The organism is Salinirussus salinus (genome assembly GCF_009831455.1).
GTDB classification, from domain to species: Archaea; Halobacteriota; Halobacteria; order Halobacteriales; family Haloarculaceae; genus Salinirussus; species Salinirussus salinus.
The window spans coordinates 259,836-278,745 of record NZ_WOWO01000001.1 but is presented as its reverse complement, the minus strand read 5'-3'; the positions used below and the strand labels follow the sequence as shown (position 1 = coordinate 278,745).

The following is an 18,910-nucleotide window of genomic DNA, read 5'->3' as shown; positions in this document are numbered from 1 at the left end:
ACGTGCGTTCCGTCCCGGTCCGAGTTACGGCGGCGGTGTCAGTCCCGCAGCGCCTCCACCGGCCGGGCGTTCGCGGCCTTCCAGGCCGGGTAGAGCCCGCTCAGCAGCGCGGCACCGACACCGAATACCACACCCAGGGCGACGTTGCTCAACGCTCCCTCGGTGAAGGCCATCGGGTCGCCGAGCAGGAGTTCGTTGATCACCATGCCGAGCCCGACGCTCACGACGACGCCCCCGACGGCACCCACGACACCGAGCAGGGCTGCCTCGGTCAGCATCAGCCGGAGGACGTCCAGCCGGTGGTATCCGACCGCCCTGAGGACGCCGATCTCCTCGCGTCGCTCGATGGCACTCATCAGCATGACGTTGAGGATCGAGACCGCCGCGACCAGCAGCGAGACCGCCCCCACGCCCAGCAGGAACGTCTGGATGACACCGATCTGCTCGCGGAACTGCTGGATCTGGGCCTCGAGGTCGAACACCTGATAGCGGGTCCGGCGGTCGCTGTTGAGTTCGTCCCGGAGCCGGTCGGCAGTCTCGAACGCCTCGTTCGGGCTGTCCGTGCGAACGTACGCGGTGTCGAACCCGTCACCGCCGACCTGCCGGGGCGGCAGCAGGACGCTGCTGTCGGCCTGGACGAAGGACGTCTGCGAGGACTCTTCGAGAACGGCCACGACGTGGTACGTCTGTCCGTCGACGGTGATGCCGTCGCCAGCCTCGACATCGAGCTGGTCCGCGAGGTCAGCCCCGACGAGCGCCCCGGACCGCCAGACGTCGGGGACAGTACCGTCCCTCGCGGAGACGAACGCTCCCGGATTCGACATCGCTGTCACCCGGGCCGACGCCCGCGTGTTGCCGGACGCGACGGCGCCGACGCTCCGCTTGACCGGGTAGACCGGGTCGCCGCTCAGCTGCTCCAGCCGGGCGACGTCGTCGCGGTCGAGGCGCTGCCCGTCGTAGTCCTCGCCGGGCGAGACCGAGACCGTCCGGAGTGCGTCCTGTGCGTCCTGCAGGAAGAAAAGCTGCAGCGTCGAACCGAACATACCCAGCGAGACGATGGCGACGACGCCGATCAGGATACCGAGCGTGGCAAGTGCCGACCGGGCCTTCGCCCGGGAGAGGTTCCGCCAGGACAGCGCCATCACCGGAAACCGCTCTATCATATGCGTCCCTCCGGCGTCAGCACGCCGTCGACGAGTTCGACCGTCCGGTCGGCGTAGTCGCTGACCTGCGCGTCGTGGGTAACGGTCACGACGGCGACCCCCTCGTCGGTGAACTGACCGAACACGTCGAGCACCCGACTGCCCGTCTCCCGGTCGAGGTTCCCCGTCGGCTCGTCAGCCAGGAGAACGTCGGGGTCGTTGACCATCGAGCGGGCGATGGCGACCCGCTGTTTCTGCCCGCCGGAGAGTTCGTCGGGATAGTGGGTCAGGCGGTCATCCAGCCCGACCCGCGCGAGCAGGTCGTCAGCCCGTTCCAGGAGGCGCGACCGGTCGCTCACCATCCCAGGGACGGCGACGTTCTCGCGGGCAGTCAGCGTCGGCAACAGGTAGAAGTCCTGAAAGACGAAGCCGACGGTCTCGCGGCGGATGTCGGTCCGTTCGCGGGTCGACAGCGCCGACACTTCCGTCCCCGCGACCGTCACCGTTCCCTCGGTCGGCTCGTCGAGGAGGCCGAGCAGGTTCAGAAGCGTCGACTTGCCGCTCCCGCTGGGCCCGACGACGGAGACGAACTCGCCGGGGTCGATGGACAGCGAGACGCCCTTCAGTGCCCGCAGCGTCCGGTCGCCGCTTTCGTACTCCTTGACCGCGTCGACGGTGCTGACGACCATCGCTCACCCCCGGAGCCGCCGCCAGCCGAGTGCGACGCCGCCGACAGCGAGGAGAGCCGCGCCGACGGCGACCAGCGGCGGTCCGCCACCCTCGGGCTGGCTGGTGGGCCGGTCGGGCTGTGGCCGGTAGGGAACCTCGACGACTCGCTCGGTGCGGACGCCGTCGGTGACGTAACTCACCCGGAGCGGGATGGTCACGCTGCTCGCGTTGGGTGTCCGGAGCTGTCCGTTCACCTCGAAGGAGGTGAAGTCCCCACCGGGGACGTTCCCGACGAAGAACCGCGCCTCCGACTGGGCCGGGCCGACGCCGTCGCCGTCGGCGACACTCACGACCACGCCGGAGACGTTGGTCCCGCCGACGTTGCTCGCGCTCCCGCGGACCGATAGCCGGCCGCTCTGCTGTGTGACGCGGAGCCCGGTCAGACTCACGTTCCCGGGGTTGTCGACCCGCTCGATGGTCGCCGAGAGCTGCTCGGTGACGCGGCGTTCCGTCCCGTCGGCCGTCGTGTACGTCAGGGTTGCCTGCACCGTCTTTTCGCCGGGAGTTACCTGTCCGGTCTCGAAGGTGTAGGTCGCCTCGCTCCCCCCGTCGACCCGCGGCCGTAGCTGTCGGTCCTCCGCGAGCTCAAGCGAGTCCGCCTCAAGCTCGACGGCCGCCGCGCGGACCGGCGACTCGCGCGGGTTCACCACCGTCACCGACAGCGCCGTCTCGCCACTGACGCCGACCGGGTCCGCGGTGAGGTCCAGCGACGGGTCCACCGCCTCCGGCTCGGGCGCGACCGCAGACAGCTCGCGGGTGACCGTCCGCTGGTCGCCGTCCGGGGTCGCGTAGGACAGTGTCACGGTGGCCGTCTGCGGTCCAGCCACGGTCTCGGTCCCGGTGAACCGGAAGGTGCGGGCGTCGCCGGGTGTCAGTGACGCCCCGACCCGCTGGTTGTCCTCGACGGTCGTGTTCGTCGCGGACACGTCGACCGTCAGGCCCCTGATGTCGGTCTCGAGACCGTTGGCGACGGTCAGGTTCAGCTGTGTCTCGCCGGCCGGACCGACTCCGCTGGCGGTCAGCGACATCGACGGATGCCGGTCGCGGACGACCAGAGACAGCGGCCGGACGACGTCGACCGTCTCACCGGACTGGAGCTGGAGTTCGGTGTGGAGGTACAGCGTCCGGTTGCCGGGTTCGTCGACGTCGACCTCGACGGGCTGTCCGGTCGTCTCGCCCGCCAGGACGGCCTGGAAGTCGTCGTTGCGCCCGTACAGCGTACTCGACTCGTCGCTGCCGTTGCGGACCGCGACCGACTCCACGTAGTAGCGGTCGTTGCCGGTCTCGGCGACGTTGGTCAGCCGCGCCGTGACGGTGAAGTTCTCGTCGGTCGTCGGCTGTGCGGGCGAGACCGTCGGCTGCACCACCAGCACGTCGCCCTCGTCGGCTGCGGCGGTTCCGACTGCCGGCAGCGTCAGCCCCGCAACGACGGCGCCGGCGACGGCCAGCGCCGCGAGGGTGGTTCGCACCGACACGCCCCGACCCGGGCTGTTCACCCCTCGGGATTCTCCCGGAAGATCCGAATTCATCCGTGGGTCCACTTCGATACCGGGTGTATAATATCCGGAGCCACGGTTGCAGGCGGAGACAACCGACCACGGTGTTTTATATATCAGTTTCGTCGTCCTGGACGAGCCGGTCGACATCGGCGTCCTCCTTCCACTCGCCCAGTTCCTTGGGGTCGACGTGGACGAACACGTCGTCGACCTCCGGGAGTTCGCCGATCCGCTCGACGATATCGGTCTCGATGTCGTGGGCCTCCCTGAGGGTGCGGTCGCCCGACACCTCGACGTGGAGGCTGACGTCGATCTCCGGGCCGACGTAGTGGGCGATCACGTCGTGGACCCCCTCGACGTCTTCGTGGACGAGCGCGCGCTCGACGATCTCCGCCCGGAGGTCCTCCGGCGGGGCCGCCCCCACCAGGTAGTCGACGTTGTCCCGGACGACCTCGACGCCAGTGTAGAGGATGCCGACGGCGACGACCCCCGCAGCGAGCGGGTCGAGTACGGGATACCCGAGGCCGGCGCCGAGGACGCCGGCCAGCGCCGCGCCGGCGGTGAGGATGTCGTTGCGGTTGTCCAGCGCCGTCGCCACGAGCGCCGGCGAGCGGTTCTCGGTGCCGGCCCGCAGGCAGTACCGATACAGGAGGTACTTCGCGGCCGCGGTCCCGGCGAGGACGGCCACCGCTGCCGGGCTCCGGCTGACCGTCACGCTCCCCTCGAGCACGGCTGAGCCGGCCTGCCAGAGGACGGCCCCCCCAGCCGCGAAGATGCCCAGCGCGACGAACAGCGAGACGAAGGGCTCGATGCGCTCGTGGCCGTGGGGGTGCTCGAAGTCGGGCGGGCGGGTGGTGAGATACAGCCCCGCGACGACCACGAGGCTGTAGACGGTGTCGGCGAGGCTGTTGACGGCCTCGGAGCCGACCGCGAGGCTCCCGGTCTCCAAGTAGACCCCGCCCTTCGCGACGAACAGGACGGCGTTGACCCCCAGGACGAGGAGGCCGACCCGCCGGAGCGCGGTCCGTCGCGACATCGCCTCCCCCTTCATCCCGCCCGCTCAAAGCCGCTTCGTTCGGCTGGCCCCGGACTACCGCTCCACCCGGAGCGCCCCCTCCCCGCGGTCGGTCACGCCCTCCTGGGTGGCCAGCGCCTCGCGCAGGCGGTCGTAGGTCTCGGCGACGGCCTCGACGATCACCTTCGTGTCGCCGACGACGGGCATGAAGTTGGTGTCCCCGCCCCAGCGGGGGACGACGTGGGCGTGGAGGTGCTCGCCGATGGAACCACCCGCGGCCGCCCCGCCGAGGTTGTAGCCGACGTTGTAGCCGTCTGGGGAGAGGGCGTCGTCCATCGCGTCGACGAGTCGCTGGACGAGCCGCTCCTTTGCCAGCAGCGCCGCGTCGTCCAGTTCGCGGTAGTCGCCCGTGTGGTGGTGGGGGATGACCATCGCGTGCCCGGGGTTGTAGGGGTAGTTGTTCAGGAGGATGTAGGCGTCCTCGCCGCGCGCGAGCAGGTTGTACTCCCGGTCGGCGTCCCGCTCGGGGATCCCACAGAAGACACACCCCTCGAACTCCGCGTTACGGTCGGACCGCTCGACCCAGTCGATGCGCCACGGGGCAAACACCTGGTCCATGCCCCCGCATGTACGGCCAACGGCTTACGCTTCACCTTCGGTGGGCGCTCACCGCCCTCGGTCGGCCAGCGGTCGCACCTCGGCAGTCCCGGCGGCGAGCCCGGGGTGAAACATGCCCGCAAGCCGTTCGAGCGCGTCGGCGAGGCGCGGCGTCCACCTGCTCAACAACCGTCCGTCGAGCGCATACACCCGCCCCTCCTCAACGGCCCGCAGGTCATCCCACCCCGGGCGGGACCGGAGTTCGTCGCGCCGCTCGAGGGCCCACTTGGGGCTGGCACTGCACGGCGCCACCACAAGCACCTCCGGGTCGACCGCCCGGACTTCCTGCCAGGCCAGTTCGCGGGACCGCTGTCCTGTCTCCGCGAGCGGGTAGCGACCGCCGGCCGCCGAGACGAGTTCCGGCACCCAGTTCGCGGCGGCGTGGATCGGGTCCATCCACTCTAGCACGACGACGCTCGGCCGGTGTGTAACGGCTGCCGTGCGCTCGCCGACCTGCTCTACGCGCGACTCGAGGCGGTCGACAATCCCTTCGGCCCGGTCGGTTCGTCCGACTGCCCTCCCGACCTCCCGGATACATCCGGCCACCCCCTCCAGGTCCGCAGCCGAGAGCGGCAGCACCTGCGGGGTCGTCGGGAGGTCGTCCAGGTGTGTCTCGACCAGCTGTTCGTCGACCGCGCAGACCCCACAGACCGACTGCGTGACGACCAAGTCCGGGGCGAGGTCGCGCAACAGCCCGACGTCGACGTCGTAGACATCGCCGGCCGCCTGCTCGTCTCGCTGTCTGCTCCGGTCGGCGTCCACCCGTGACCTGTCGACCGACGGAAGTTCGGCCGCCCGCGGCGGCCAGTCGCAGGCGTGAGAGACCGCCGCGGGCTCGACCCCGAGTTCGAACAGGATCTCCGTCCCCGACGGGGTCGTCGAAACGACGGTCAGGTCGGAGCTGGTCATCTTTCCCGGCCAGCACCGACCGCCCCGGCGGTGAGCACCACGAGCGCGAGGAGTGCAACGACGGCACCGAAGCCCGGACTGCCGCCACCCGTCGTCTGCTCGGCCGGCGTGGACATCGTCGACTGTCCGTCTCCGGCCGTCCCCGTTGCCGTCTCCGTCGCCGTCTCGACCGCCGTGTCGGTCCCACTCGACGCGGCCGTCGTGTCGGTCGTATTCGCGGCTGCGTAGGCCTCCGGATGGAAGGTCTCGGCCATCGTCGTCAGTGCGTAGACGACCCGTGGCCCGGGCCGGTTCAGGTGGTTTTTGTTTATGACGAGGACGTTGTCCTCCCGGACGGCGGTCGTGCTGTTGTAGGCGGCGTTGTTCGGCACCTCGTCCCAGTCATCGTTGAGCAGGATCCATTCGGGGTTGCGGTTGACGATCACCTCCTGGTTGACCGGCTTGTACCCCTTGATGCCGGCATCCGCGGCGATGTTGTCGCCCCCGGCCCGCTCGATGAGGGTGTGGATGAACGTGTTCTGTCCGGAGGTATAGCTGTAGAAGACGTAGATGGCGTCGGGTTGCTGGGCTCCTTCGACCGCCTGGTCGACGGTCGCGAGCCGCGACTCCATCCACTCGACAGTCTCGGCCGCGCCGGCGCACTCCCCGGTCAGCTCCCCGATGATCACCGTCTTTCGCTTGATGTCGTCGATGGATTCGGCCTCCCGGAACCGATAGACCGTCAGCCCCGAGTCCCGGAGCTTTTCCACGGTGTCGTTGGTGACCGTGTTCGGAGCCAGCACCAGGTCGGGCTCGAGCCCGACGACTTCCTCGTTGTTGATCGTCTGCCCCGCGCCGGAGATGTTCGTCTTCGCGGCGGCGCCGTCGAGGTTCGACGCGTGTTTCGTGACGCCGACGACCTTCTCCCGTGCGCCGATCTCCCACATCGTCTGTGCCGCACTCGGGTTCAGCGTCACCACGCGCGTCGGTTCCTCTGTGACACGGACCTCCGTGCCGGTCACGTCTGTTCGCTCGACCGGGAACGAACAGTCACCGTCTGCTGTCTGTGCACCTGCCACCGCGGGCACGAATGCTGCGGTGAGAACGACAACCGCCACCAACACCGTCCTGTCCATGCGTCCCCGGTGTGAGCCCTGTCCAATAAATATTTACTTATCTAAACTAGACTTGTGCAGCGTGAAACAGACTGCGACGCGACCGAGGGAAACCTATGACAGAAACGCCTGAGAGGGGATCGACGCCGGGGGGAAACGCGGCACGGAGCCCGGAGCCGCCGCACGGGGAGGTAACCGCCCACGCTGTCGGCGTCGGGCCGGGCCCGGGGCACCTGACCGGTCGCGCCCGCGGGCTCCTCTCTGAGGCCGACATCGTCGTGGGGTTCGAGACGGTCGTCGACCTGGCACGTGATGCTACCGACGCGACGGTCATCGCCTGCGGATACGACGACGAGGCGGCGGCGCTGGAGCGGTTCGGCGACCGCGTTGCCGGGGGGGACGATGGGGTCGCCGTGCTGATGGGTGACCCGAACGTCTCGGGGTACCAGTTTCTCGAGAAAGTCGAAGGGTCGGTGGACGGGCCGGTTCGTGTCGTACCGGGGGTATCGTCGGTACAGGTCGCGGCCAGCCGGGCGCGGACGCCACTGGAGCGGTCGGCGGTCCTCTCGCTCCACCGGCGAGGTCCGGTCGACGAGACGCTCGACCGTCTGGTGCGGACGGCCGGGCGGCGACACCTGCTGGTCATTCCCCGTCCGTACGACTGGATGCCGGAGGACCTGGCGAGGTACGCCCTCGACCGCGGCGTCGACCCGGGGCTCGATGCGCTGGTGTTCGAGCGGCTGACCCGGCCGGGAGAGACGACGACGCGCTCTCCTCTGGGAACCCTCGCAGGCGACACCGGTGACGGGCCCGAAGGGACGGCGTTCTCCGACCTGTCGGTCCTTGTCGTCCGGGCGCCAGAATCCGGGCCGGGCCCGGCCGCCGCCACGGGGGGCGACGGATGAGCGATCGAGCGTTGCGCCGCCCGACACGCCCTCCCCGGCCATGAAGGGGCTTGTCCTCGGTGGCACGCGCTCGGGCGTCGGCAAGACCGTGGCGGCTCTCGCGGTCGCCCGCGCCCTCGAGGCGGAGGGGAAGGCGGTCCAGCCGGCGAAGGCCGGTCCGGACTTCATCGACCCCAGCCACCACGAGGCTGTCACCGGTCGCTCCTCCCGGACACTCGACCCATGGCTCCAGGGTAAGGACGGGCTTGTCCGCAACTACCACCGCGGCGAGGGCGACGTCTGCGTCGTCGAGGGGATGATGGGACTGTACGACGGTGATGCTGCGAGCACCGCGATGGTCGCGGAGGCGCTCGACCTCCCCGTCGTTCTGGTCGTCGATGCCAGCGCTGGCATGGAGAGCGTCGGCGCGACGGCGCTTGGCTTCCACGAATACGCCGCCAGGGCCGGCCGGGACATCGATGTCGCCGGCGTGGTCGCCCAGCAAACGGCCGGCGGTCGCCACGAGCGTGGTGTCCGCGAGGCGCTCCCCGACGGCGTCGCGTATCTCGGTCGCGTACCCCCCTGCGATAACCTCGATATCCCGGACCGGCATCTCGGGCTCGAGATGGGCGCGGACTCCGCCCCCGACGCCGAGGCGCTCGACGCCGCTGCCGACTGCCTCCGGACCGGCCGGCTGCTGGAACTCGCCCGCCAGCCTCGAGACCCCCAGCCCGTCGACGTCGGTGCCGACCGCTCGAGGACGGCACGTCGCGTCGCCGTCGCCCGGGACGACGCCTTCTGTTTTTCCTACCCGGCGACCGTCGAGCGCCTCCGGGACCGCGCCGAGGTGGTGACGTTCGCACCCGTTGCCGGCGACCCGCTGCCCGACTGCGACGGGGTGTACCTCCCGGGAGGCTACCCCGAACTCCACGCGGAGGCGCTCGCGGGGAGCCCGACCCTTGACCGGCTCGCCGACCGGGCCGCCGAGGGCCTCCCGGTGTACGGGGAGTGTGGCGGCTTGATGGCCATGGCAGAGACGCTGACGACGGCCGACAGCCAGACTCACGAGATGGCGGGCATCCTCCCGACGGAGGTCCGGATGCACGACCGGTACCAGGCGCTCGACCACGTCGAACTCCGGGCGCGGACCGGCGCGCTGACCGCGGCGGCTGGCAGGAGGCTCCGTGGCCACGAGTTTCACTACTCCAGCGCGAGCGTCGGCTCCGATGCCTCCTTTGCCTTCGACGTCGCCCGGGGCGATGGCATCAGCGACGGGCGGGACGGACTCATGGAACACCGGGCGCTGGGAACGTACTGCCATGTCCACCCCGAGAGCGGGGCTTTCGACGCTTTTCTCGACCGACTGTGACCGCTCTGATCCGGTACGCCCTCGGCTCTCCCCACCGCACGTTTTCCCTCTACGGCGAGCGTGACGGTGTACATAAAGGGATCGGCCGTTCATCGGGAATGAGGCGAAATATTCCCTGAGAGTCGGTTGTGAACTGTCTCGAGTTTTCTGAGGTGCTTGGCGACCAATCTCGCTCCCCTCCGTCGATAAAACGGTCCGAACGGACTCAACGGTCGACCCTTTTTATCCCCCTTCCGGGACACGGTACAGGCAGGATGGCAACCACGAACGACGCGGTCACCACGATGACCGAAGCGTGTTCCGACTGCGGCCGGGAGACGCCACACGAGGTGAACGTCCGGATCCTGACCGAGAGCACGACGCCGGACAACGCGGAGTTCTCCCGCGAGCCGTACCGCGTCAGCGAGTGTCGCGTCTGTGGCACCACCACGACGACCCGGATGAACAACGAGTAGGTGCCATCCACGCCCCACATCCGCGTACCCGCTCTCACCCACACCAGCCACCCCTTCCGGTTGCCGCACAGCCCACGGGTGTGGGGGCACCACTCCTGACTTGCCTGCGGACCGGTGAGAGACTCGACTCCGCGACGGCCGTGAGTCCGCTCCCGTAGCCCCGTCGAAAGCGCGGCCGCTCCGGGGCTCCCGGAACGACGCTGGGCCGTGCCAGGGCGCCTCGAGCGGTCCGTGCGCGGACGGGTAGCGGGCTCCACTGTCGCCCGGGGCCCTGCCAGCCGTGGCTGGAGCGCGGGGAAGGGTCCAGAGGCGAGGGCTTTCCGGCGGAACCCGTAACACACTCACGGCTCAGGTGTGTTGAGCGGATATGTTCCCGTCCGCGGCCGATTGGGTGAGCGGGGCCGAGGCGGCGGCGATCCTCGCCGTACTCGTCCTCGCGACGCTCGGGACAGCGACGCTGTTTCTGACCGGGCTGGTCGGCTACCGCCGGCGACGGACGAGGGTCTACCTCCTGGTGACGGCCGCGCTCGGGATTCTCGTCTCCCGGTCGGTCATCGGATTCGGGACGGTGCTCGGCATCGTTCCGATGCCGGTTCACCACCTCATCGAGCACGGCTCGGATTTCGCAGTCGCCACGCTCGTCCTGTACGCGCTGTACAGCACCGGGACGCCGTCGCGGGCCGGCTGAGTGCTACGTTCCCAGCAGCTGGGAACGCCAGCGAGTGTCTTTACCGAGAGGCGGCTAGTGGCTCCCATGAGCGAGGTGAGACGGGCGATCCGCCGACACATCGAATCCAACCCGGGCGTCCACTTCAACGAACTCGCCCGCAACCTCGGCATCGCGACCGGGCAGGCGCAGTACCACCTCCGCCGGCTCCGTCGTGCGGGGGGGCTCGATACCGCGAAGGTCCGCGACCGTACCCACTACTTCCCGGAGGGGTACGACCCCTGGGAGCAGCGAACGATCGCCCTCCTCCGGCGCGAAACCGTCCGGGGCATCATCGTCGCCGCGCTCAAGGAGCCGGAGCCGTCGGCCGCCGACCTGGCAACGGACCTCGACGTGGCCCGGAGCACGGTCTCCTGGCACGTCTCGACGCTCGTCGACGCGGGTGTCGCGGAGAAGTGTTACGACGAACACGGCCGGAGCCACATCAGGCTGACTCGACCCGACGAGACGCGCCGACTGCTCGACGAGGTCTCGCCTTCGGCCCCGGACCGTCTGGTCGACCGGTTCACCCGGCTGGTCGACGACGCGCTCCTCGACTGACAGACGGACCGGACGGCGTGTTCACCCCGCACACCGGCGTTTCCGGTACCCGTCACTCGATCAGCCGGCCGCGGTACTGCTCGGCCAGGTCTCGGTCGAACGCCGACAGCTCGACGATGTCCTCGACGGTGAGGTGAGCCACCGCCTCGACGTAGGCAACGGCGTCCTCGCGGGTCGCGAACGGCGCGGGGTTCAGCCGCATCGGGTCGTCGACGCGGTCGGAGTCGGTCTCGAGCGCGTAGGACGCGCTCGTGCCGTCGACCAGCTCCCGGCTGTCGAAGTCCCTGACCCAGAGGCCTGCGATAGCCGCATCGGTGTCGGCGAACTGGTCGGTGACGGCGTAGTAGGTGGTCGCACAGCCGGCGGTGCAGAAGAACTCGCGGGTGTCGTCCTCGTGGACCGTCTGGGCGTTCCACTCCGGGAAGTTCGCGACGGTCATGCCACAGACGGCACACTCCGCGTCCCCGGGGACGTCGGCGGGCGCGAGCGACGGTTCGCCGTCCCCGGTGCTGTCGCCGTCCGTACTGGTTCCCTCCTCGTGTGCGGCGTAGCTCACGCAGTACCCGCTCGGCTCGATGTTCCCCTCAACGATCGAGCAGGCACCGACGCCGTCGCCGTTCCTGTCCGGGATGTAGTACGCACAGCCCGAACACTGCTGGCCGTCGTCCGGTTCGTCCTGATAGTTCACGTCGCTCTTGGCCGAGAGCGCATCAGGGTCGCGCTGTCTGTCGTTCAGGCTGGCCGCGGTCCGGTACTCCTCCGGGACGACGTCGCTCGGCGTCGGCGTGTCCGTCGGAGGCGAGCCGTCGCCGTCGTCGCCCCCGCCGGCACAGCCCGCCAGGGCGACAGCGGAACTGGCACCGATCAGCGCGAGCAGTCTGCGTCGGTCAACTGGGGTGGTCGGACCGTCCATACCGGAAGCTGGGTCGGCGGCAATAATAGGCCGTCTGGTGTGGCTGTCGGAAGTTTTCGAAGGGTGCACCAGACGGCTTACATCCGTGAGTTGACGAGCCTCGATCGATGGAGAGACGAACCTACCTTGCGGCTGGTCTCGGCGTCGCCGCGGCGAGTTCCGGCTGTCTCACCACGGTTCTCGGGGACAGCACGACCGCTGGTGAGACTGTTCTCGACCCGCCGCGAGACCGGCAGTTCGACAGCAGCGACCTCCCGTATCCGGCCCACGGGGAGGCGCTGCCGGCGTTCAGCCTACCGGACCCACTGGCCGACGAGGTGGTCGACAGCACCGCCATCGATGGGACGCTGGTCGTGACCGGCTTCTTCGCCAGCTGTCCCGTCGAGTGTGTCCGTCTCGTCGGCCAGCTGGCGGGTGTCCAGCACGGAACCCTCGAGCGGGGTATCGGCGACGAGGTGACGTTCCTGGCGATCACGTTCGACCCCGAGCGCGACGACGCCGAGCTACTCAGGGAGTACGCCCGCAAAATGAACATCGACATGGGGGCGGGGAACTGGCGGTTCCTGCGCCCGGAGTCGGCGGCCCGCGCGGAGACGGTGGTCGACGAGAAGCTCGGCATCACGTTCGAGCGGGTCGGTGCGGGCGAGTCCCGGCGTCTCCCGGGCTACGACTTCCGGCACCTCTCGCTGACGTTCCTCCGGAATCCGGACGGGGTCGTCGAACGGGCCTACCGGACCGACCGGCCGGACCACGAGCGCGTCCTCTCGGACGTCGAGACCGTCGTGGAGGCCACCTCCTGACTGATGGCGACATGCACACCGGCCAATCCCCTCCTCGGCACGGAGACACTCGGCCTCCCGGTGCTGGCGCTCGTCGGCCTGCTCGGGGGCGCACACTGCATCGGGATGTGCGGGCCGCTGGTCGCGACCTACGCCGCCAGGATGGACGCGGGGGGACGCGAGGACGTCCTCACGACGCAGGCCGTCCGGCAGCACGCGCTGTTCAATCTCGGGCGGACGGCCAGCTATACCCTGCTCGGCGGGCTCTTCGGGCTGGCCGGCCAGCTCGTCTTCGTCGGCCTCCGGGACGTGACCCTCGTGGCGACGGAGGTCCGGGCCGCGACCGGCATCCTCGTCGGGGCCGTCGTCGCCGCCGTCGGCGCCAGCTACCTCGCCGGCAGCGGCACGCGGCGCGTGCCAGTCCCCGGGGTCGGGCGGGTCGCGGCCGCAGTCCGTGGCACCCTGGTTCCGCGGGTCGACGCGTGGGTCGGCGACTACCGCATCGCCGGGCTCGGCGCGGTCCACGGGCTCCTGCCCTGTCCGCTCCTGTACCCGGCGTACCTGTACGCGTTCGTCCAGGGCTCGGCGGTCGGGGGCGCGGCCGCGCTCGCGGCGCTCGGGCTGGGAACCGTCCCCGCGGTCTTCCTGACCGGGACGCTGGCAAGCGGGCTGGAGGTCGGCACTCGCCAGCGGCTCCACCGGGTCCTCGGACTCGCCTTCGTCGTCCTGGGGTACATCCCGCTCCAGCACGGGCTGGCGGCGCTCGGGGTCGTCCTGCCGGGGATCCCGCTGCCTCATTTCCAGCCGTGGTGAGCGTGCCAGAGCGAACGAGAAGCGGAGGTGACCCGCGTGCGGCGGCGTGAGCTGCTCGCCTCGGTCGCCGCCGCGACGACGGCTGCCGGATGCAACGGCCTCGGCGAGTCGCTCACCGGCGAGGACGTACGCGAGGCGGAGCCGGTGACCGTCGAGACCATCGACGCCCCCGGGAGCGAGGCGGGCCGGGCGACCGTCCCGGAGCCGGGCCGCGTGACGTTCGTCGAGTTCTTCGCCACCACCTGTGGCGTCTGTGCGTCGCAGATGTCCGCCGTCGGCGAGGCCCACAGGCAGGTCCCCGACGGCGTCCAGTTCCTCTCGGTGACCAGCGAACCCGTCGGGCTGAGTATCTCGACCGAGGCGGTCGCCTCGTGGTGGGCCGACCACGGCGGGACCTGGACCGTCGCCGCCGACGACGGGACGGCGCTGGCGCGGCGCTACGGCGCAACGAGCGTCCCGAGGGCTGTCGTCGTCGCGCCCGACGGCACCGAGACCTGGTCGCACGCGGGGCGAACGACCGCCGCGCGGATCGTCGACGAGATACGGGCCGCAGGTGGCGGTGAGTACTCGTGAGCGACCCGGTTGGGAGTTACCTGGCGTTCGCGGCCAGCGCCGGCGTGTTGACCTTCCTGTCGCCGTGTGCGCTCCCGCTGGTCCCGGGCTACGTGGGGTACTACGCCAGTACCGTCGGCGACGACCGACGAGCGGCTGGCATCGTCGCGCGCGGCGTCGCAGCCGGGGTGGGCGTCGTCGTGACACTCGGCGGGCTCGCGGGGGCGGCGGTGCTCGCCGGCCGGCCGGTCTCGCGGTTGCTGCCGGTCGTGGAACCGCTGGTCGGTGTCGCGCTGGTCGCCTTCGGGGCCAGCCTGCTCACCGGACGCGGTCCCGCGCTGACGGTCGCGCTGCCGGCCCGGCGTGCCGGTACCTCGGGGTTCGTGCTCTTCGGGGCCGGCTACGCCGGAGCGTCTGCCGGCTGTGTGCTGCCGGTCTTTCTGGCGGTCGTCGTCCAGGCAGTCGCGCTCTCGCCGCCGGTCGCGGTCGCCGTGGTGGTGGCCTACGCCGCCGGCGTCGCTCTGCCGCTTCTGGCCGTGACCCTCGCGGTGGGGTTCGGACTCGACCTGGCAGCCGGTCGACTCGCGGGCCTCGGCAGCCGGCTCGAGCCGGCCGCCGGCGCAATCGTGGTTCTCGCCGGCGTCGGACAGGTCGTCGTCGCCGTTGCGCCGACCGCCCTGCCGTCGCTTCTGACCCCGCTGTGAGTCCGGGCCGCTCTCTCGCTGGCGAGTGACCAGTCCCCCTCGCTGGGCCCGCTCACCGGGTCGTCACTTCACAGCCGTCCTCGGTGACGATGACGGTGTGTTCTTTCTGGCTGACCAGCTTCCCCTCCTCCTCCTTGAGGACGGGATAGCCGTGGATGACGTCCTGGCGTTTGAGCCGGCGCAGGGCCATCTCCGCCCGCGAGGAGTCGACCCACCGCGTGGCGAAGGGCAGTGTCCGGAACTGTTCGGTGATCTGTTCGAGCACCTGCCGGGCCTGCCGGTTCCGGACCGACCGCTCCTGTTCCAGCGCGAAGATCTCCTCCTCGTTGCCCTCGCTGACCTTGCCGGCGCCGTCGGTAGCGAAGGGCTCGATGGCGACCACGTCCCCGACCGAGAGTTCGACGCCCTGCGAGACCGCGCGGTTGGGGATGTTGGGTTCGGTGTGTTGCTCCCAGTGGCCCAGCCCGTGGCCGGTGAGGTTGACCACGGGGTTGTAGCCGTAGCCGTCGATGGTCTCCTCGATGGCGGCGCCGAGTTCGCCGGTCTGGACGCCGGGTTCGACGAGGTCGATGGCCGCCTCCAGGGCCTCGGCGGAGGCCTCGACCAGGTCCTCGTTCCCGGAGAGGTCGACGGTGATGGCGGAGTCGGCCAGCCAGCCGTCGACGGCCACGCCGATGTCGAGGTTTATCATCTCCTCGCCGAAGGTGCTGTCGTCGCCTGCCGAGGGCGTGGCGTGGGCTGCCTCCTCGTCGATGCTGACGTTGACGGGGAAGGCGGGCTGGCCGCCGAGCTCGCGGATGCGGTCCTCGACGTGCTCGGCGACCTCGAGGTGACTGGCGCCGACCTCGACGCGCTCGACGGCCTCCGCGCGGACGGTCGCGAGTATCTCGCCGGCCTCGCGGTGTTTCTCGTACTGCTCGGCCTCCAGGTCTACCTCGCTCATACCCGCCCTTGAGCGGTGGCGGGCAAAGCCTTTGTCCACTCCGGAGCCACTCGATCCGGCCACTCCCCCCCGGCCTCGCCACCGCGGACGGGCTACTCCCCGCCGGAGTCCTCGCCGCGGACGGCCATCACGGGAACGGGCGCGTGCCGGACCGTCCGTTCGGCGACGCTTCCGAGCAGCACGCGGTCCAGTCCGCTGCGTCCGTGGGTCCCCATAACGACCAGGTCGGCGCCGCTCTCGTCGGCGTCCTCGCAGATGGCCCTGGAGGGAGCGCCGCGGGCGACGACAGTCTCGACGGACAGCCCCGCCTCCTCGCAGCGCTCGGCCACCTCGTTGACGGCGTGCTCGCTCCGTTCCTCGAGGCTCTCGATCACCGCATCCGAGGGAGCGAGTTCGGACTGAGCGGCGAGCGCGCGGGTGTCGACGACGCTGAGCACCCGGACGGCGGCCCCGCAGGCGTCGGCGACGGCGACCGCGTGGTCGACGGCGGCTTCCGCCGCACCGCTGCCGTCGGTCGGAACCAGCACCCGGTCGATCTCGCCGCCGTTTGCCTCCTCGTCGGCCCGCGCGGTCAGCACCGGCGCCTCCGCCCGCCGGAGGACGTGCTCGGTCACGCTCCCGATGACGTACCTGCGGATCCCGGTCCGGCCGTGGGTCCCCATGGCCAGGAGGTCGACGCCGTGCTCGGCTGCGTAGTCGAGGATCTCCTGGCGGGGCTTGCCGCTGCGGACCGCCGTCTCCGCGGCGTCGACGAACTCGCCGGTCTCCTCGGCCCACTCCTCGCACTGGCGCTGGAGGCGCTCGATGACCTCCTGCTCGATACCGCCGGTGTCGAAGGCGACGGAGACGCTGCCGACGTCGGCCACCGCGAGGACGTGGACGTCGGCGTCGAACCGGTCGGCAAGCGTCCGCACGTACTCGGCCGCCCGTCTGGTGTGGTCGCTGCCGTCCGTCGCGAGCAGTATCCGTTCGTACATGCGGGGGCCTACACCCACCACCCGGTTAATGGTTCCCGACGTTCCCGGACCCTGGGGATCAGCTGCCGTCGGCCGTATCACCGGAGGCTGCCGGTTCGGTTGTTCCGCCCCCCTCATCTACTCCGCTCGCGTCCTCGTCGGTGCCGTCACCGGCGCCAGTGTCGTCACGGGTGTCGGCTTCAGCGCCGATGTCCAGCACGACGTCGTAGAAGTGAACGACGAGCACGAGCACGAGCGGCCCGAGAAAGAGGCCGTACCAGCCAAAGACCAGCGGGCCGAAGATGTACGCGAACATGACGGTCCCGAGGTGCAGGTCCCCGCCGGACACCCAGGGCCGCAACGCCAGGTCGGGGACGGTGTCGACCACGACCACGGAGACGAGGGCGAACGCGACCACGAAGTTCCACCCGCCGCCTGTCAGCGCCGCCCGGCTACCCAGGTACGCGACGACGGGGACGTAGACGATCTTCATCCCCACCACGGGGACGAGGCTGGCCGCGCCGGCGAGAATGCCCACCAGCACGGGGTAGGGGATGTCGAACGCCGCCGGCGCGAAGACGTTGAGCGCGCTGTAGGAGAGGGCGCCGATGACCGCGATCAGGAGGGCGTTGAGGATGTTGCCGAAAAAGACCGTCTCTAGGTCGGCGTCGATGGCGTCGAAGTAGTCGTCGAGCCCCGCGCCGTCGAGGGCGTCGCTGTGCCGGTCGAGGTAGTTCTCGAGCAGCCCCCGGAGCCGGCCGCCGTCCCGCAGGAGATAGAAGGCGATGGTGAAGGCGACGACGATGTCGAACACCGACGAGAACACGAGCGCGAGGTAGCCGAGCGCGGCCCGGGCGATGTCGGCGAGCCGGCCGGGGTCCCGGTCGGTCAAGAGCGACCCGGGGTCCTGGACGGCCGCGGTCACGTTGGCCGACGGGACCACGCCGTTCAGCGCGTCGACGCCGGTCGTCTCCGCGAGCGCTGCGAGTTCGCTGTAGCCGACGGTGGCGGTGTAGGCGACGAGCACGACGACCGGGACCGCCAGGACGAGCAGCGAGAGTGCCGCGGCGACCGACCCCGGCAGGTAGGCGTCGAACCGCCGGTGAAACGGCCTGGTCGCGTAGTAGAGGAAGATCCCGAGGACGAACACGCCGAGAAACGAGTAGACGACGAAGACGACCACCAGCGCGAGCAGGAGCCCGAAGCCCGCCAGCCCGACCCGCCCGGGGTCGACGTCGTCCAGCGCCTGCATGGTCGCAGGTCTCCCCGCCCCGTCAAAAAGCCGGTGGTGGCGGGCGCCGTGTTCTCACGGCCCGGGCGAGTGCCTCCGCCCGCCTACCCCGGCCCGGTTCCCGCCGTTCCCATCGCCTCGGCGTTGTGAGCGTGGCCGGTCCGGCCCGAGCGGTCGGCGACGATGACGCCCGCGCGGCCGCCGGTCTCGGCCGCAAAGCCCCGGACGACGCGGTCGGCGGCGGTGCCGGGGTCGTCGCCGTCGGCGACCGCCGCCACGGCCCGCCGCGCCAGGCCGAAGCGGGCGATGGCCTCGCCCTCACCGGTGGCGCTCGCGGCCGCCTGCGCCGTCGCGTAGAAGCCGGCGCCGACCTGCGGGACGTCCCCGACCCGGCCGGCGAGCGCGAACCACCGCCCGCCGGTCGAGGTGGCCGCGGCCAGCCGGTCACCGTCGGTCGCCACCGCACCCACCGTGTCCGTCCCGCCGAACCGGTCGCGGACGGCCGCCAGCTGGTCCCGGACGCTTCCGCCGTCCCCGCCCGCCGGCGCAGGGACGTCGGCCTCCCGCCACCGCTCGCGGGTGCGCTCGGTCCACAGGTCCCGGTCGGTCCCGACGTCGAACGCCCCCGCGAGCGCGACCGCCCGCTCGCCGGCGACACAGACGTGCGGGGTCTCCTCTGCGACGACCCGGGCGACCTCGACGGCGTGCTCGACCCCGGGCATCGCGCAGGCCGCGCCACAGACCCCGTCGCTGCCCATAATACCCGCGTCCGTCCGGACGGTGCCGTCGCTCTGGACGGCGCCCCCGACGCCGGCGTTGAACCGCGGCGCGGACTCCAGGTGGCGGACGGCGGCCCGAACCGCCGTCAGCGGGCGGTCCCGCTTCCGTCCGCGCCGGACGGCCCGCCGCAGGTCCCGCCAGCGTCGGTCGGGCTCCTCGGGTTCGCTCCCGGCGCCGCCGTGGACGAGTAGCTCCATGCCGGCCCGTCGACCGCCGGAGGAA

Annotated in this window: 21 protein-coding genes; 9 read left to right on the top strand and 12 right to left on the bottom strand. The window is 70.6% G+C overall.

The genetic code is table 11. The annotated features are described in order from the left end of the window. Positions 1-38: 38 nt before the first annotated feature. The 7 genes from GN153_RS01375 to GN153_RS01345 form a co-directional block, all read right to left on the bottom strand. The gene (locus GN153_RS01375; RefSeq protein WP_159899030.1) at positions 39-1,163 is read right to left on the bottom strand and encodes an ABC transporter permease; all 1,125 of its coding nucleotides are present in this window, start codon (positions 1,161-1,163) and stop codon (positions 39-41) included. Continuing rightward, on the bottom strand, positions 1,160-1,831 hold the full coding sequence (locus GN153_RS01370; RefSeq protein ID WP_159899028.1) for an ABC transporter ATP-binding protein: 672 nt from the start codon (positions 1,829-1,831) through the stop codon (positions 1,160-1,162). Before GN153_RS01370 ends, GN153_RS01375 begins: the two co-directional genes overlap by 4 nt. A 3-nt stretch (positions 1,832-1,834) precedes the next feature. Beyond that, positions 1,835-3,340, bottom strand: a complete 1,506-nt coding sequence (locus GN153_RS01365; RefSeq protein ID WP_159899026.1) for a hypothetical protein — start codon at positions 3,338-3,340, stop codon at positions 1,835-1,837. 136 nt (positions 3,341-3,476) lie between these two features. Continuing rightward, the gene (locus GN153_RS01360) at positions 3,477-4,403 is read right to left on the bottom strand and encodes a cation diffusion facilitator family transporter (RefSeq protein ID WP_159899024.1); all 927 of its coding nucleotides are present in this window, start codon (positions 4,401-4,403) and stop codon (positions 3,477-3,479) included. A 54-nt stretch (positions 4,404-4,457) separates the two neighbouring features. Further along, positions 4,458-5,000 (bottom strand): HIT family protein, encoded by a 543-nt coding sequence (locus GN153_RS01355; protein WP_159899022.1) that lies wholly within the window; start codon positions 4,998-5,000, stop codon positions 4,458-4,460. Between the two features lie 48 nt (positions 5,001-5,048). Beyond that, positions 5,049-5,948: an ABC transporter substrate-binding protein gene (locus tag GN153_RS01350; RefSeq protein WP_236544726.1), complete on the bottom strand. Its 900-nt coding sequence runs from the start codon at positions 5,946-5,948 to the stop codon at positions 5,049-5,051. Further along, entirely contained in the window at positions 5,945-7,063 is a 1,119-nt protein-coding gene (locus GN153_RS01345; RefSeq protein ID WP_159899020.1) for a PGF-CTERM-anchored ABC transporter substrate-binding protein, read from the bottom strand. Before GN153_RS01345 ends, GN153_RS01350 begins: the two co-directional genes overlap by 4 nt. 95 nt (positions 7,064-7,158) lie before the next feature. Between GN153_RS01345 and GN153_RS01340 the strand changes: the two genes are divergently transcribed. The 5 genes from GN153_RS01340 to GN153_RS01320 all read left to right on the top strand — a co-directional run bounded on the left by GN153_RS01340 (position 7,159) and on the right by GN153_RS01320 (position 11,017). Then, positions 7,159-7,947 carry a cobalt-precorrin-7 (C(5))-methyltransferase gene (locus tag GN153_RS01340; RefSeq protein ID WP_159899018.1) on the top strand — a complete coding sequence of 263 codons (789 nt, stop codon included), beginning with the start codon at positions 7,159-7,161 and terminating at the stop codon, positions 7,945-7,947. 40 nt (positions 7,948-7,987) lie between these two features. Next, positions 7,988-9,295 (top strand): cobyrinic acid a,c-diamide synthase, encoded by a 1,308-nt coding sequence (locus tag GN153_RS01335; RefSeq protein WP_159899016.1) that lies wholly within the window; start codon positions 7,988-7,990, stop codon positions 9,293-9,295. A gap of 254 nt (positions 9,296-9,549) precedes the next feature. Further along, a complete protein-coding gene (locus GN153_RS01330) occupies positions 9,550-9,750 on the top strand; it encodes a DUF7835 family putative zinc beta-ribbon protein (RefSeq protein WP_159899014.1) in 201 nt (66 codons plus the stop codon). A 367-nt stretch (positions 9,751-10,117) separates the two neighbouring features. Continuing rightward, on the top strand, positions 10,118-10,438 hold the full coding sequence (locus GN153_RS01325) for a DUF7471 family protein (protein WP_159899012.1): 321 nt from the start codon (positions 10,118-10,120) through the stop codon (positions 10,436-10,438). 66 nt (positions 10,439-10,504) lie between these two features. Next, positions 10,505-11,017 (top strand): winged helix-turn-helix transcriptional regulator, encoded by a 513-nt coding sequence (locus tag GN153_RS01320; RefSeq protein ID WP_159899010.1) that lies wholly within the window; start codon positions 10,505-10,507, stop codon positions 11,015-11,017. Positions 11,018-11,069: 52 nt separating this feature from the next. Here GN153_RS01320 and GN153_RS01315 read toward each other — a convergent pair whose 3' ends face one another. Beyond that, positions 11,070-11,930, bottom strand: a complete 861-nt coding sequence (locus GN153_RS01315; RefSeq protein ID WP_159899008.1) for a nitrous oxide reductase accessory protein NosL — start codon at positions 11,928-11,930, stop codon at positions 11,070-11,072. 107 nt (positions 11,931-12,037) lie between these two features. On the opposite strand from GN153_RS01315, the gene GN153_RS01310 reads away from it, so the two are divergent. The 4 genes from GN153_RS01310 to GN153_RS01295 are packed head-to-tail and all read left to right on the top strand — an operon-like array spanning position 12,038 to position 14,778. Further along, a complete protein-coding gene (locus tag GN153_RS01310; protein WP_159899006.1) occupies positions 12,038-12,730 on the top strand; it encodes an SCO family protein in 693 nt (230 codons plus the stop codon). 3 nt (positions 12,731-12,733) lie between these two features. After that, complete coding sequence (locus GN153_RS01305; RefSeq protein WP_159899004.1) at positions 12,734-13,522, top strand: sulfite exporter TauE/SafE family protein; 789 nt, start codon at positions 12,734-12,736, stop codon at positions 13,520-13,522. Positions 13,523-13,558: 36 nt separating this feature from the next. Beyond that, positions 13,559-14,095, top strand: coding sequence for a TlpA family protein disulfide reductase (locus GN153_RS01300; protein WP_159899002.1), 537 nt, complete (start codon positions 13,559-13,561; stop codon positions 14,093-14,095). Beyond that, entirely contained in the window at positions 14,092-14,778 is a 687-nt protein-coding gene (locus GN153_RS01295; RefSeq protein ID WP_159899000.1) for a cytochrome c biogenesis protein CcdA, read from the top strand. The genes GN153_RS01300 and GN153_RS01295 overlap by 4 nt, the downstream gene beginning before the upstream one ends. Positions 14,779-14,830: 52 nt before the next feature. On the opposite strand, the gene map is transcribed toward GN153_RS01295, so the two are convergent. The 4 genes from map to GN153_RS01275 all read right to left on the bottom strand — a co-directional run bounded on the left by map (position 14,831) and on the right by GN153_RS01275 (position 18,885). Next, positions 14,831-15,721 carry a type II methionyl aminopeptidase gene (gene map / locus GN153_RS01290; protein WP_159898998.1) on the bottom strand — a complete coding sequence of 297 codons (891 nt, stop codon included), beginning with the start codon at positions 15,719-15,721 and terminating at the stop codon, positions 14,831-14,833. Between the two features lie 92 nt (positions 15,722-15,813). Further along, on the bottom strand, positions 15,814-16,698 hold the full coding sequence (locus GN153_RS01285) for a universal stress protein (protein ID WP_159898996.1): 885 nt from the start codon (positions 16,696-16,698) through the stop codon (positions 15,814-15,816). A 58-nt stretch (positions 16,699-16,756) separates the two neighbouring features. Next, a complete protein-coding gene (locus GN153_RS01280) occupies positions 16,757-17,929 on the bottom strand; it encodes an AI-2E family transporter (protein ID WP_159898994.1) in 1,173 nt (390 codons plus the stop codon). An 83-nt stretch (positions 17,930-18,012) separates the two neighbouring features. After that, positions 18,013-18,885: an isoaspartyl peptidase/L-asparaginase gene (locus GN153_RS01275; RefSeq protein ID WP_159898992.1), complete on the bottom strand. Its 873-nt coding sequence runs from the start codon at positions 18,883-18,885 to the stop codon at positions 18,013-18,015. Positions 18,886-18,910 lie beyond the last annotated feature (25 nt).